Below are 13467 nucleotides of genomic sequence, written 5' to 3' on the forward strand. Positions count from 1 at the left end.
TCCGGCCAGAGCAGCCTCGGTGAGGTGGTCTCGAACCACAAGAAAGAGGCAATTCAGATGGCAACAGGGTATGTGGCCAAGTACCCCGATGGCCCGTGCGAGGATGCCCAGCGGATCATCTCCGGCGCGGACGCCGCCGCAGAGGACGGGCTTTGGCCGCCGGCCCCCGGCGGGCGCCCCGCGCCGCGGGCTGCCTGTGCTCGCCGTCCCCGCGGTCGCCCTCCTGGTCTCCGCGGTCGTCGTCCAGCTGAGCTTCGCCCTCCCGGCCGCGGCTGCCGAGCCGCGCGCCGTCGTGGCGAGCACCAGCCGCGCATCTGCGCCGGCCGCGCCTCGGCTGCCCGACGCGGCGGCGCCCATCGAGGTGCGCGTCGCCCTGTCGCGCGGCGCGGCGGAGGAGGTCTCCAGCGTCCGCGTGCGGCGCCTGCTCGAGATCGAGCTCCCGGACGGCGCGGCGCTGGCCGCCGAGCCGGTCGGCCCGCTCGGCGACCGCGTCGCGACGGTGTGGGTCGATCGGCCCACCGCGGCCCGCCTCGAGATCCAGGTGCGCCTCGACGGCCGCGCGGTCGTGCGCCGGCAGATCGCCGTCTCCGGCCTCACCTCGGACGTGGCCGCGCGGCTCGTCGCGATCGCCGCCTCCGAGATGATCCTCGCCGAGATGCGCCGCGCGCGCGCCCCGCGGCGGCCGCCGTCGCCGCGGCGCCCCACCCAGGACGAGGTCGAGCTCGCCTCGCGCGATCTCGACACCCTGTCCGTCTCGGCCGGTCCCTACGCGGCGGTCGTCTCGGGCGGGCCGCGGGTGCTCGGCGGGGCGGGCCTCGCGCTCGGCCTGCGGCGCCTGCGGCTCACGGAGTCGCTGTTCGCCCGCCTGCTGGTCGCGCCGTCCGGCGAGCCGCTGCGCTGGCTCGAGGCGGGCTTCTCGGGCGACTACCGCTTCTGGCTGGCCGCCTCGTGGCGCCTCTCGATCGGCGCCACCGCCTCCGTCGCGTCGCTCAGGCTGCCCGCCGCCGTCTCCGTCGATGGCATCGCCGGCGAGCGCGATACGTGGTCCGCCCGCGCCGGCCTCGGGCTCGGCGTGGAGACCCGGCTGGGCGGTCCGGTGTGGCTCGGGCTCACGCTGGACCCGGGGATCGTGCTCCGGCCGGCGCCCTACGAGGACGCCCGTGGCCAGGCGGGCGCCGTCGAGGGGGCCTGGCTGGGGATCGGCCTCTCGCTCGCCACGGAGCGGCGCTCGGCGCCGCTGCGGTGAGGGTGCGGCGCTCGGCGCCGCTGCGGTGAGGGTGCGGCGCTCGGCGCCGCTGCGGTGAGGGTGAGACGCGGTGAGGGGGCAGCGCGGTGAGGATGCAGCGGGGCGCCGCCCGCTGGCGCAGATCCGCGGTATCGTGATCGCTGATGGATGAAGAGATCCTCGAGCAGCTGCGTGAGCGCTACACGTCAGGGAACCTGATCGTCTTCGCAGGCGCCGGCGTCTCGGCGGCCGCGGGCATGCCCACCTGGAAGCAGCTCGCCGAGAAGCTGCGCGACCGCGCGCGGCGGCGGAGCGCGGACCCGGCGGTCATCGACGAGATCCAGCAGTACATCTCCTCGAATCAGCTCATCAACGCGCTCTCCGCCGCGAGGCTGGCGCTCGGGCCGCAGGACTTCAACTGGACGGTCGACAAGGAGCTCGACGACACCGGCCGCGACGTGCCGGAGCTGGCGCGGGCGATCGCCGCGCTCAAGCCGAAGCTCAAGGCCGTGCTGACCACGAACATCGACCGCTTCCTGGAGCGCGCGTTCCAGGGCGAGTGGCGCATGGTCGATCGGCCGGCGGGCGACATCGCCATGGACAGGTGCTTCATCCTGAAGCTGCACGGCACGCTGCGGGCGTGGGACACCTGGGTGTTCTCGCGCGACCAGTACGACCGGGCGATCTTCGGCTCGCCCCTGCTTCAGGACGCGTTCGGCGCCCTCTACCGCACGCACTCCATCCTGTTCGTGGGCTTCGGCCTCGCCGACGACAACATCGACCAGACGCTCGCCCGCGTGCGCGCGCTCTCCGGCGGGCAGCCGCCCATGCACTTCGCGCTGCTCCCGAAGGGGGTGCCGCCGTTCCGCCGCCGGCTGCTCGAGGAGTCGGGCGTCCGGCTCATCGTCTACGAGAACCAGGCGGGCGATCACGCGGAGGTCGCGCAGGTCCTCCTCGGCCTGGAGCCGGGCGCGGCGGCGCCGCCGCCCGCCGCTGCGCCGCCGCCCGCCGCTGCGCCGCCGCCCGCCGGTGTGCGGGCCCAGCAGCAGTCGTCGCCCACGTTGCCGTCGTCGCTCGTGAAGGCGCTCGCGGCGCCGCCGACATCGACACCGCTCGCAACGGCGGCGCCGCGGCCGGTGCGCGTCTTTTTCTCCTACGCCTCGCGCGATGAGGAGCTCCTCGCGCGCCTCGAGGCGCACATGACCCCGCTCAGGCGGGAGGGGCTGATCGCGCCGTGGCACAGCGGGAAGATCGGCGCTGGCGAGGACACGGAGCGCGCGATCGGCGAGCAGCTCGAGGCGGCCGACCTCGTCCTCCTCCTGGTGAGCGCGAGCTACCTCGCGTCCGAGCAGGGCGACGCGCAGGTGGCGCGCGCGATGGAGCGGCGCGCCGCGCGGCAGGCCGTGGTCGTGCCGATCCTGCTCCGCCCCTGCGACTGGGAGACGACGCGCTTCGCCGAGCTCCAGGCGGTGCCGCGGGACAAGAAGCCCGTGACCAAGTGGCCCGATGAGGACGAGGCGCTCCTCCAGGTGGTGCGGGAGATCCGCGCGGTCGTGACGAAGCTGCGCCCGTCGCTGAGGTGAATCTGCGCGCTATCGCCCGAGCGGCGGCCCTGCCGGGCTCGGGCGGCGGCTCTCTAGAGCGCGAGCGGCGGCTCCGCCGGCGCCGGGCGTATTCCGTACTCTTCCGCCTCCTCGGCCCATGAAGGATCGCCGCTCCGCGTGATCGGCGCCGGGCAGCCCGGCGTGCCGGAGGGCTCTCTGGATTTTCTCGGGCTCTTCCGGGCCTCTGGCCTTGTCGCGCTGCGCGCGCCGCAGCGGGCGCGGATGCACATCGGGACGCGCATGCGGCTTGCTATGCCCGCTGGGCGCACAGCGCCAACGAGCGGAGAGGTGGCCATCGTGAGCCCATTGCACAGAGAACGGATGGTGACGGCGCGCGAGAGCAGCCAGCCCGAGGCGCGGTTCGCCGAAGAAGACACCCCGCCCGAGTCGGGCCGCCAGCCGGCCGTCTACACGGCGCGCGGCGGGCCCACCGGAGAGCCCTGGCCGGAGCGCGCGCCCGTGCTCACGCCGGAAGAGGCGCGCGAGCTGTCCGAGCGCTGGAGCGCGATCCAGGCGGGCTTCATCGAGGCGCCACGCCTCTCGGTCGAGCAGGCCGACGCGCTCGTGAACGAGGCGATCCAGCGGGTCGCGCAGAGCTTCCGGGAGGAGCGCGCCGCGCTGCAGCGCCTCGTCGACGGCGAGCCTGGGCGAGCGGAGGCGTCGACAGAGGAGCTCCGGCTCGCCCTGCGCAGGTACAGAACGCTCCTCGGGCGCCTGCTCGCGTTCTAGTTCCGCCCGCCAGGAGTCCGGGTCGAGAGTCCGGCCAGGCTGGCCCTCGCGAGGGGACGACCGGGGCGAGCGCTCCGCTTGCGCGGCGCCCTGTAGCGGGGGCTCTTCGCTTCTGGCATGGTCGCCGCCATGCTCGTCCGCAGCGCTCTCCCCTGGGTTCAACGCGGCTCGCGGCGCGACGCGCGCCGCCCGACCGGCCCCGCGCTCGGGCGCCGCGCGCCGGCGCTGCTCGGCGCCGCCCTCGCCCTCTCGCTCGGGTGCTCCGGCGCGGCGCCGGCCCCCGTCGCGCGCCCGCCGCGGGTCGTGAAGACGCCGCCCGCGCAGCCGAAGGCGCCGGAAGGGCCGCCGCTCCTGCCGGCCCGGGTGATCGCGGAGCTCGACGACGAGGACACGACGTCCTACTTCGCCCGGCGGGGCGACGAGGCGCTGCTGCTCTACGCCGCGGGAGGGCGCTGGAGGACGCGCGCCCTCGGCGCGGACGGCGCGCCGCGCGGGGACGCCGTCGACGCGGGGCCGGTCGCCGCCGACGTGCCCGTCGCCGCGCTGCGCGCCACGCCGCAGGGCTACATCGCCGCGTGGATCGAGCAGATCGACGGGAGCCGCGCGGTGCGCGTGCTCGCGCTCGACCCCGCCGGCAAGCCGAGCGCCCCGGCGAGCCTCGTCGCGCAGACGGCCGAGGAGATCTCGTGGCTCGACGTGCTCCCGAACGCGCAGGGCGCGCTCGTGCTGTGGGAGATGCCGCGCGAGGCCCAGGGCGACGCGGCCCGCGCCGATGTCGCCCGCGTCGACGTGGTCATGACGGTCGTGGCGCAGGGCAAGGGCGCCGCGATCAAGCCGACGGCGCCCGCGTCGGTCGCGCGCGAGGTGCTCGGGTGGCACGCGGTCGCCACCGAGCGGGGCGCGGCGGTCGCCCTCGTGCTCCCGCCGGCCGCGCCGCGCGGCCGGGGCGAGGGCAAGCCCGCGCGCAAGGCGGCGGCGGAGGACGCCGCAGAGGACGCGAAGCTCGGACCCGTCGCGCTCGTGGAGATCGATGCGGCCGGGAAGGTGTCTTCGCCGGTGGTCGTCAGCCCCGAGCCGACCGCGCAGATCGATGTCGAGATCGCCTTCGTCGGTGGGCGTTACCTGCTCACCTGGACCGACGAGCGGGACATCGACAGCGCCGTCTACCTCGCGGCGGTCGAGCCGGGCGGCAAGGTGGTGGTGGCGCCGCGGCAGGCGACGCCGCCGTCCGGCGAGCAGGCGCTGGTGTCGCTCGTCGCTCCCTCCCAGGGCGGAGGCGGACGGGCGCTGCTCGCGTGGGAGGACCTGCTTCGCGCCCGCGGCGGCGACGTCGGCGGCGCAGGGGCGCGCGGGCCGGGGCGCCTCATCCACCTCGCGTCGGTCGGCCCGGACGGGACGCTCGGCGCGGAGCGGGCGGCGCTCGTCTTCAGCGCGAGCGGGCCGCCCGACCTCGCGGCCGACGGCGACGGCTTCGCCGCGGTGACGCTCGCGCCCGCCACGCTCAAGATGGCGCGCGACGGGGCGGCCGCGCCGCCGGTCTGGCCGACGTTCGTGCGCTTCGGCCCGGATCTCTCGGTGCGGGCCGCAGAGCCGGTGCGCGCCGCGCCGTTCGCGGCGACGGACGGCGTGCCGTACCTCGTGCGCGGGCTGACGTGCCACGCGGGCGCGTGCGCGACGCTGGCGAGCGCCGCGCCCGGCCCGCAGCCTGGCGGCGCGGCGGGCGCGCGGGCGGCGCTCGCGCTGGTGTCGCTCCCGGTGCGCGAGAGCGCGTGGCGCGCGCCCGCGTTCCGGGAGGACAAGGACCCGCCGCCGCGCGCGACCGCTGTGCGCGCCCTCGCCGAGGGCGACCCCATCGCCAAGGTCGCGGCGGTCGAGCTGGACGGCGGCGCGGCGCTCTCGGCGTGGGTCACGTACTTCGTCGAGGGCGCGTCGGACGCCGCGCCTCGCGGGCAGGATGTCTCCGCGACGCTCGCGGTGCGCGCCGCGTCTCCGGGCGGCCTCGGCAAGCTGAACGTCCTCTCGCAGAAGGCGTCGTCGCTCGGCGGCGTCGCGATCGCGGCGGCGCCGCCGCTCCCGGCCGACGCGAAGGGCAAGGGCGCGGTGCAGGGCGAGAGCGTGATCGCGTGGGTCGCGCGCGAGCGGGGCGAGACGCAGGTCTACCTGACCAAGGTCGACGCGACGGGCGCGAAGGTCGCGCAGAAGAAGCTCACCACGGCGCCGCGGAAGAAGCAGGGCGGCGCCGCGAGCGAGGCGTCCGACGTCGCGATCGCCTACGACGGCGCGGGGGGCTTCATCGTCGCGTGGATCGACACGCGCGACGGCAACGCCGAGGTGTATGCGGCGCGGGTGGACCGCGCGCTGAACCGGACGGCGCCGGACCGGCGCATCACGAACGCGCCGCTCGACGCGGCCGAGGTGCAGATCGCGGTGCGCGGCCAGGAGGCGTGGCTCGTGTGGTCGGACGCGCGCCCGGGCGGCGGAGCGGTCCCGGGCGGCGCGGCGGCGGGAGGCGGCGCGGCCGTGGGCGGCCGCGCGGCTGGTCAGGGCGGCGGGGCCGGCGCGGCGGCGGGCGGCGGCGCGGCTGGCCAGGGCGGCGCAGCTGCGGGCGGCGGCGCGGCTGCGGTCGGCGCGGCTGGCCAGGGCGACGAGCCCGGCGGCGACATCTTCCTCGCGCGGCTCGACGCGAAGACGCTGCAGCGGATCGGCGACGAATCGCGCCTCCATGCATCCTCGGAGCACTCGCGCAGCCCGGTGCTCGCGCCGCTCGAAGGCGGGCTCTTCGTCGGCTGGATCGACGAGCCGGCCGACGAGTCCGGCGGTGGCGCGGCGGCCGGCGGGCGCGCGCGGCTCGTGCGGCTCGACGGCAGCGGAGCGGTGCAGGGCCCGCCCGTCGTGGTGAGCGGCCCGGATGGCGCGGCGGTGTCGTCGCTCGCGCTCGCGTGCGACAAGGTCTGCCGCGGCGTGCTCGCGTCGGCCCCGGGGGACTCGGTGGAGCTGAACGCCTTCACGCTGGCGCCCGGCGACGTGTCGGCGCCCTCGCTCAAGCCGCTGGCGTGGCTGACCGGCGGCGCGTCGCAGGACGTGTCGCCGGCGTTCGCGGGGCGGTCCGGCGCCTCGCTGTTCTTCGCGGACGACGCGGTGAGCGGCTCGGGGCGCGTCCGGTGGATGACGATCGCATGGCCGTGAGCGGAGCAGATCGCGCTCGTCGGCGCCGCGCCGCGCCGCTGCGCGCGGGCGGGCTCCTCCTCGGGGCGCTGGCCTCCGCGCTCGGCTGCCCTGGGCCGCCGGAGGTGCCGGTCCCGCCCCCGCGCAAGCCGGCCGGCGCGGCGGCGTTGCCGGCCTGCAAGGAGAGCGGTTGCTCTCAGGCCGGGGCGCTGCTCGCGGCCGCGCGGGCGTTCAGCGACGTGCGGCACGACTACCTCCTCGACACGTCGAGCGCGATGGTGCCGGGCCGCGGGCTGTCGCGGAGCGCGGCGGGCGCGTTCTCGCCGGTCGGCCTTGCTTGCGCCCGTCCCAAGGCGGAGCCGGCAGCGCCCGCGGTGGCGGGAGCGCCCGCGGCGACGGCAGCGCCCGCGGCGACGGCAGCGCCCGCGCTGGGCGAGCGGGCGATCGACTTCCGCTACGTGGGCATCGCCGTCGACTCGGTCCTCGTCGGCGCCGACGTCGATCTGCCGGCGTACTTCGGCGCCGGAGGGACGCTCGACCGGCGCCGGCTGCGGCTGGTCGCGATGGCGCTTGTCGCGGACGAGGATCCGCAGTTCTTCGAGCCGACCGAGAGCGTGGTGCCGGCGGCGGGCGGCGGCTGCGCCTGCGGTCGCGCGACGCACTTCATCGGGGCCGTGAAGCGCGGCGCGATGGTCGCCTACGAGACGGACGTGACGGCCGGCGAGGCGCACGGCACGGCGCTCGGCCTGTTCAAGGCCCGGATCGAGGCGGGGGACCGCCGGGTGACGATGACCTCGGTCGGGGAGCTGGCCATCGAGGGCGTCGAGGGCGCGCCGGTCGCGGGCGCGAAGGGAGGCGGGCAGGCGTTCGGCGCGCTGCGGATGGAGGTCAAGAAGGCGGTGCCGCTCGCGTACGCGATCTACCCGGTGGCGGACGTGTGCCGCTTCTCGCTCGCCGAGCCGGAGATCGCGCCGCTGCCGGTCGACCTGGGCGTGGTGCCGTACGGCGCCGCGGGGACGGCGCAGGCGCTCATCACGAACAGGGCGCAGGTCGATGTCCGGGTGACCCACGGCGAGCGCACGGTCGAGGTGCCCGCGCACGGGAGCGCGGAGCTCACGTTCTCGTGGACGCCGGAGGGCGCGACGGCCGGCTGCGAGCGGCAGACGCGGCGGGATACGTTCGTCGTGCAGCCGAAGGACGCGTCCGCCCCGGTGGTGCCGCGCGAGCGGGCCGTCGTGGTGCCGCTCCAGGTCACGACGGGGATGCCGACCTTCTCGAAGCATGAGCCGATCGCGACCGAGACGGGGCGGTCGCCGGACTACGCGCGGGCGAGCGCGGACTGGACGTGCCCGGCCGGCTATGTGGTCGAGCAGTGCGAGCCGCAGCTGGCGAGCTGCCTGTCATCGACGGGGAGCTGCAACGCCGAGGGATACCGGCTGACGGCCGAGGCGACCGCGGACGGGCGGGGGTGCGCGTTCCGGTGCACGGGGCCGAGCTCGTCGCTGTGGGGCGACCACGGGTGCTCCTACACGGCGGCCATGGTGTGCCGGCTGGGGTGCAACTAGCTGGTTCCGCGTCGGCCAGGTTCCTCCGTGGCCGCGCTGGGAGGTGATGCCGCAAGGTTCCGCGTACCGAGGCGGCCCGCCCCCCTCGTAGAATGGTCCTGGTAACCTGTTGATCATCTTACCATGTCTGTCCCGTCCTTCGGTCCACCCATGGGCGCCGCGGCGTCGGTGGCGCGCGCCCTCTCCTCGGCCGCGCTGACGGCCCTCGCGCTGCTCGCGTCGGGCTGCCTCCTCCTCGCGCAGCCCGATCACGAGACGCCTCCGCAGACGGCGCCGTACCTGATCGCGTCTGCGGCATCTCCCAGCCAGCTGCAGGTCGTCTACATTCATGAGCAAGACGTCTTCGTGGACTTCGGCGCTGCCGTGCTCTCCGAGGACAACAGCGTGGATATCGAGATCGCGCTCTACCTCGATTACGGCACCCGCAACTCAGCCGGGCAGCCCTACCGGGACCGCGTCTACCCGTTCGAGGCCATCGAGGCGGGCACGATGGATGAAGGGCAGCGCCCCTTCGTGAGGCGCTGGTTCCTGGACTCGTCCTCCGTGACGGCGGGCTGCCACACGCTCACCATGGTGGCGTCGCATGCGTTCGACGTCGACGTGTGCCCAGCAGATCCAAAGGATATGAGCTCCTTGACCTGGCAGCTCATCAAATGCGACCCGGACGACCCGAGCTGCCCGACGTCGTGCCCCGAGCTGGCTTGCGCGGCGTCCAAGTGCCCGTCATGCGCTGACTTCAACCCTGGCGGCGAGGCGCCGTGACTGGCCGGGCAGGGGATCGAGCGATCACTCCATCCGTACCTTCGCCACGTTCAGCGTGCCGTTGGTTTCGTTGCACACGATATCCGAGCCGAACTGCCCGTCGGCGTTGCCGACGTGAACGTCCTTGATCGTGGCGCCGGTGCACCAGCCGTCGAGGTCGCCGCGCCACTCGGCCGTCAAGAACTGGCCGGTGGCGTCCGAGAGATCGATCTCGGTCTTTCCCGACACACCATCGCGGCACATGAGGTCGCCCGACGGAACCGGAGGGCTTAATAGGCAGACGCCGATAGCAAGACTCACGGCCGCCGGAAGGTGGGTACGCGGTACGCGGGGAGCGGCTGCGGAGATCAAGGAAGCCGTCGCGGCTATCGCAGAGACCCGGAATGCGCGCAAGGCCATCGCGGAGGACAAGCGCGACGACGCGGTGGCGGCGCTCGAGCGGGCTACCGGCAAAGTCAGCATCCTCCTGGCCCGCACCCAGAGCGAGCGGCGCTGACGCCGCAGGCATCCAGGACCACCGAGGACCGCCCACGCGCCAGCGCTTCCGCAAACCATGGACAACCGCCGGCCCTGGCCTCCGGGCGACGCGCGCGCGGCGCGCCGATGCCTACGCCAGTTGCACTCCTCAGGAGCACGGCGCAGCCGGACGGCTCGCCGCCTCGATATCGGACCAGCCTACGTCCCGGTCTCCTCGAACTCCGCGTCGATCACGCCCTCTTTCCCTCCGGTATCGCGCGCCCCCGAGGGCGGCGCCGGAGCCTCGGGCGGCTGGCCGCCCGCCTTCTCGTACATCACCCGGGCGACGCGGTGCGCCTCCTTCTCCACCTTCTCGAGCGCGGCCGCGACCTGGGCGTCGTCCTGCTGCTCGATCGCGCGACGGCCCTCGGCGATGAGCGCATTCAGGGCCGCGACGTCGGCGTCGGCGAGTTTGTCCTTGTTCTCTGCGACGGTCTTCTCGAGCGTGTAGCAGAGGGTGTCGAGCTTGTTCCGGCGCTCGATCTCCTCGCGGCGCCTCGCGTCCTCGGCCTCGTTGCGCTGCGCCTCGGCGACCATCCGTTCGATCTCGTCCTCCTTGAGCCCGCCCGACGCGGTGATGGTGATGCGCTGATCCTTGCCGGTGGCCATGTCCTTGGCGTGCACCGAGAGGATGCCGTTCGCGTCGATGTCGAACGCCACCTCGATCTTCGGCACCCCGCGGGGCGCCGGCAGGATGCCGTCGAGGTGGAAGCGACCGAGCGTCCGGTTGTACCGCGCCTCGGCCCGCTCCCCTTGCAGGACGTGGACCTCCACCGAGGGCTGGCCGTCGGCCGCGGTAGAGAAGACCTCCTTCTTCTGCGCCGGGATCGTCGTGTTGCGCGGGATCATCGGCGTCATCACGCCTCCGAGCGTCTCCACGCCGAGCGACAGCGGCGTGACGTCGAGGAGCAGGAGATCCTTGACCTCTCCGGAGAGCACGCCGGCCTGCACGGCCGCGCCGACGGCCACGACCTCGTCGGGGTTGACACCCTTGTGCGCCTCCTTGCCGAAGAAGCTCCGGACCGTCTCCTGGACCAAGGGGATTCGGGTGGAGCCGCCGACGAGGACGACCTCGTCGATCTGCTGGGCCGTCTTCTGCGCGTCGCCGAGGGCCCGGCGCACGGGCTCCATCGTCCGGTCCACGAGCGGCTTCATCATCTGCTCGAGCCGCGAGCGGGTGAGCACCTTCGAGAGGTGCTTGGGGCCCGAGGCGTCCGCGGTGAGGAACGGGAGGTTGATGGTGGTCTCCTGCACGTTGGAGAGCTCGATCTTCGCCTGCTCCGCCGCGTCCTTGAGGCGCTGGACGACCATCTTGTCGGTCGATACGTCGATGCCCGTGTCCCGCTTGAACTCGGCGACCAGCCAGTCGATCACCAGGTGGTCGATGTCGTCGCCCCCGAGGTGGGTGTCGCCGTTCGTCGAGATCACCTGCACCACGCTGTCGCTCACCTCGAGGATGGAGATGTCGAACGTGCCGCCGCCGAAGTCGTAGACGGCGATGATCTCGTGCTTCTTCTTGTCGAGGCCGTACGCGAGCGCCGCGGCCGTCGGCTCGTTCACGATGCGCTTGACGTCGAGCCCCGCGATGCGCCCGGCGTCCTTGGTCGCCTGGCGCTGCGCGTCGTTGAAGTACGCGGGGACGGTGATGACGGCCGCCGAGACGCTCTCGCCGAGGTACTCCTCCGCCGCCTTCTTGAGCTTCTGGAGGACGTGCGCCGACACCTCCGGCGGCGAGATGACCTTGCCGCGCACCTCGAACGCTGCGTCGCCGTTCTTCGCCTTGACGACCTTGAAGGGCACGCGCTTGGCCTCCTCCGTGACCTCCTCGAAGCGCCGCCCGATGAAGCGCTTCGCCGAGGCGATGGTGCCGAAGGGGTTCACGACCGCCTGGCGCTTGGCGATCTGCCCGATGAGCACCTCGCCCCGCTCGTCCCAGGCGACGACGGACGGGGTGAGGCGCGAGCCCTCCTGGTTGGGGATGACCTTGGGCTCCTTCCCCTCCATCACGGCGACGACGCTGTTCGTCGTACCCAGGTCGATTCCGATGATCTTGGCCATGGTAACCTACGCGACCTTCTTGTTGGGTTCCTGCGGCTCGGCATGCTCCGGGAGCTCGCCGCCGATCGTGAACGAGGCGACGCGGGGGCGCTCGAGGCGCGCGAATTCGTCATACGAGAGCTCGATGCAGTCGTTCGGGGAGAAGGCCGTGAACACGATGGCGGACGCGCTCGTCAGCCGCTCGTCGATGAGGGTGAGGGCGCCCATCGCCCCACCGAGCGGCGGGATCTGCCCGCCGGCCTGCGAGTAGGGCGGCTTCAGATCCGCGGGGCTGCCCTCGATCACCTCCGCGCGGAGCTCGTGCCTGAGCTCCGGCAGGCTCAGCCTCTCCCCCCGGGGCAGGCAGGCGATGGCAGGTTGCCCGCCGACGACGAGCACCTGCGTCTCTACCGCGAGGCCGCCCGGAGGGACGCAGTGCGCGACCGCCGGGAGCGGCTCGGGCGATGGATGGCTGGAGAGACGGAACGGTACGCCGTGCGTCCTCAGGTAGGCGACGACTCGATCGAGCATGGAGTCGACTCAAGCGATCATCGGACCAGACCCGCCGCATGCGCAACCTGCACACGGACGGCGCAGGGCCGCGCTCAGGGCTGCGGCAGCAAGGACCCCGGAGAGCTCCTCGCCGCGGCGTCGCGCGCATGCCGCGCCCGTCCTCCCGGCGAGCACGCCCGTGCACGAAGTGCCCTGTGCAGCACGCGGCGCCCCGTGCCGCCGGCGACGCTCGTCACCGTCCTTTGCCCTCGAGCGCGCTCCAGGGTACGAGCCGGGAGGCTCCTGCGCTCGATTCACGCCACGTCGCCCCACGCCGCGTCGTCGCGTCGCCCGCCGGAACGAGCGCGCTCGGGTGCTGGGCCGGCGTGGCACACGCGATGCCGGACCGGGAAGGCACGGCCCGAGGGCCGTGACGCGAGGAGCCGGGCGCGTGCTCGCTGGATGGATCATGGGCAAGGCGATCGGGGCGATGCGGCGCGCGCTCGGCGGCGCCGCGGAGCAGGCGGCGGCGCGCGCCGTCGTGCAGCGGCGAGCGCGCTTCATCACGCTGTCGAACGACGACGAGGGCTTCGCGCACGCCGTGGAGACGTGGCTGCTCACGGCGAGCGGCGGCCAGGGAGGGAGAGGGCGAACGAGCCCATGACGGCCCCTCTGGCGAGCGCTCCCGGCGAGCGCCTGAGACCGCACCGACGCCGGAGGCTCGCCCTCGTCCTCGCGACGCACGAGGGGACGAGCCGCATTGAGGCGCTCAGCGACGCGGTGTTCTCGATCGCGGCGACTTTGCTGGTGATCGAGCTCAAGATCCCTCGAGGGCTGACCGACTCAGCTCGGCTCCTGGATGCGCTGGCGACGCAGTGGCCCGTCTACGTGGGCTACGTGATGAGCTTCGTGTACCTCGGGATCTACTGGAGCCACCACGTCCACGTCTTCAGGCTGTTCCGGCGCACGGACCATGTCTTCCTCAAGCTCAACGTGCTCTTCCTGATGACGATCGCGCTCATCCCCTTTCCGACGGCGCTCCTCGGCGTTTACTGGCACGCGCACGACGACAGGACGCGCACGGCGCTCCTCGTCTACGCGAGCTCGCTCTTCGTCACGGCGAGCCTGTTCCTGGCCATATGGCTGCACGCGACCCACAATCGCCGGCTGGTCGATCCGGAGCTGGACGACGATGTCATCCGAGCGACCACCGAGCGCTACCTCATAGGGCCGATCGGTTACGGCGCCTCGTTCCTCGTCGCATGGTGGAGCCCCGTCGCCGGCGCGCTCATCATCCTCCTGATCGCGCTGTTCTATATCCTGCCGGTCCAGCTCGTCAGGCATGGCTGAGGATCGCCCGCGAGTTCGGGCG

Annotated in this window: 12 protein-coding genes; 9 read left to right on the plus strand and 3 right to left on the minus strand. The window is 73.8% G+C overall.

All coding sequences use genetic code 11. The annotated features are described in order from the left end of the window. Positions 1-103: 103 nt before the first annotated feature. The 6 genes from WMF29_RS46080 to WMF29_RS46105 all read left to right on the plus strand — a co-directional run bounded on the left by WMF29_RS46080 (position 104) and on the right by WMF29_RS46105 (position 9050). On the plus strand, positions 104-1246 hold the full coding sequence (locus WMF29_RS46080; protein WP_437326380.1) for a hypothetical protein: 1143 nt from the start codon (positions 104-106) through the stop codon (positions 1244-1246). Between the two features lie 143 nt (positions 1247-1389). Then, a complete protein-coding gene (locus tag WMF29_RS46085) occupies positions 1390-2808 on the plus strand; it encodes an SIR2 family protein (RefSeq protein WP_437326381.1) in 1419 nt (472 codons plus the stop codon). A gap of 318 nt (positions 2809-3126) precedes the next feature. Next, positions 3127-3558 (plus strand): hypothetical protein, encoded by a 432-nt coding sequence (locus WMF29_RS46090; protein WP_437326382.1) that lies wholly within the window; start codon positions 3127-3129, stop codon positions 3556-3558. 129 nt (positions 3559-3687) lie between these two features. Further along, a complete protein-coding gene (locus tag WMF29_RS46095) occupies positions 3688-6744 on the plus strand; it encodes a hypothetical protein (protein ID WP_437326383.1) in 3057 nt (1018 codons plus the stop codon). Continuing rightward, positions 6741-8288 carry a hypothetical protein gene (locus WMF29_RS46100; RefSeq protein ID WP_437326384.1) on the plus strand — a complete coding sequence of 516 codons (1548 nt, stop codon included), beginning with the start codon at positions 6741-6743 and terminating at the stop codon, positions 8286-8288. The genes WMF29_RS46095 and WMF29_RS46100 overlap by 4 nt, the downstream gene beginning before the upstream one ends. A 123-nt stretch (positions 8289-8411) precedes the next feature. Then, entirely contained in the window at positions 8412-9050 is a 639-nt protein-coding gene (locus tag WMF29_RS46105; RefSeq protein WP_437326385.1) for a hypothetical protein, read from the plus strand. 24 nt (positions 9051-9074) lie between these two features. Here WMF29_RS46105 and WMF29_RS46110 read toward each other — a convergent pair whose 3' ends face one another. Then, on the minus strand, positions 9075-9278 hold the full coding sequence (locus WMF29_RS46110; protein ID WP_437326386.1) for a hypothetical protein: 204 nt from the start codon (positions 9276-9278) through the stop codon (positions 9075-9077). A 13-nt stretch (positions 9279-9291) separates the two neighbouring features. Here WMF29_RS46110 and WMF29_RS46115 point away from each other — a divergent pair, with 13 nt between their 5' ends. Continuing rightward, positions 9292-9546: a hypothetical protein gene (locus tag WMF29_RS46115; RefSeq protein ID WP_437326387.1), complete on the plus strand. Its 255-nt coding sequence runs from the start codon at positions 9292-9294 to the stop codon at positions 9544-9546. A gap of 179 nt (positions 9547-9725) precedes the next feature. On the opposite strand, the gene dnaK is transcribed toward WMF29_RS46115, so the two are convergent. Continuing rightward, the gene (gene dnaK, locus WMF29_RS46120; protein ID WP_437326388.1) at positions 9726-11624 is read right to left on the minus strand and encodes a molecular chaperone DnaK; all 1899 of its coding nucleotides are present in this window, start codon (positions 11622-11624) and stop codon (positions 9726-9728) included. A gap of 6 nt (positions 11625-11630) precedes the next feature. Next, positions 11631-12134, minus strand: a complete 504-nt coding sequence (locus WMF29_RS46125; protein WP_437284718.1) for an aminoacyl-tRNA deacylase — start codon at positions 12132-12134, stop codon at positions 11631-11633. Between the two features lie 412 nt (positions 12135-12546). Here WMF29_RS46125 and WMF29_RS46130 point away from each other — a divergent pair, with 412 nt between their 5' ends. Next, positions 12547-12759 (plus strand): hypothetical protein, encoded by a 213-nt coding sequence (locus tag WMF29_RS46130; RefSeq protein WP_437326389.1) that lies wholly within the window; start codon positions 12547-12549, stop codon positions 12757-12759. Next, the gene (locus tag WMF29_RS46135) at positions 12756-13445 is read left to right on the plus strand and encodes a TMEM175 family protein (protein ID WP_437326390.1); all 690 of its coding nucleotides are present in this window, start codon (positions 12756-12758) and stop codon (positions 13443-13445) included. Before WMF29_RS46130 ends, WMF29_RS46135 begins: the two co-directional genes overlap by 4 nt. Positions 13446-13467 lie beyond the last annotated feature (22 nt).

Source organism: Sorangium sp. So ce381 (assembly GCF_051473845.1).
GTDB classification, from domain to species: domain Bacteria; phylum Myxococcota_A; class Polyangia; order Polyangiales; family Polyangiaceae; genus Sorangium; species Sorangium atrum.

Bases quoted from the DNA above. Each gene is read 5' to 3' on its own strand.
- WMF29_RS46080 (WP_437326380.1), top strand. From the start codon at position 104: ATGCCCAGCGGATCATCTCCGGCGCGGACGCCGCCGCAGAGGACGGGC.
- WMF29_RS46085 (WP_437326381.1), top strand. From the start codon at position 1,390: ATGGATGAAGAGATCCTCGAGCAGCTGCGTGAGCGCTACACGTCAGGG.
- WMF29_RS46095 (WP_437326383.1), top strand. From the start codon at position 3,688: ATGCTCGTCCGCAGCGCTCTCCCCTGGGTTCAACGCGGCTCGCGGCGC.
- WMF29_RS46105 (WP_437326385.1), top strand. From the start codon at position 8,412: ATGTCTGTCCCGTCCTTCGGTCCACCCATGGGCGCCGCGGCGTCGGTG.
- WMF29_RS46115 (WP_437326387.1), top strand. From the start codon at position 9,292: ATGAGGTCGCCCGACGGAACCGGAGGGCTTAATAGGCAGACGCCGATA.
- dnaK (WP_437326388.1), bottom strand. From the start codon at position 11,624: ATGGCCAAGATCATCGGAATCGACCTGGGTACGACGAACAGCGTCGTC.
- WMF29_RS46125 (WP_437284718.1), bottom strand. From the start codon at position 12,134: ATGCTCGATCGAGTCGTCGCCTACCTGAGGACGCACGGCGTACCGTTC.
- WMF29_RS46135 (WP_437326390.1), top strand. From the start codon at position 12,756: ATGACGGCCCCTCTGGCGAGCGCTCCCGGCGAGCGCCTGAGACCGCAC.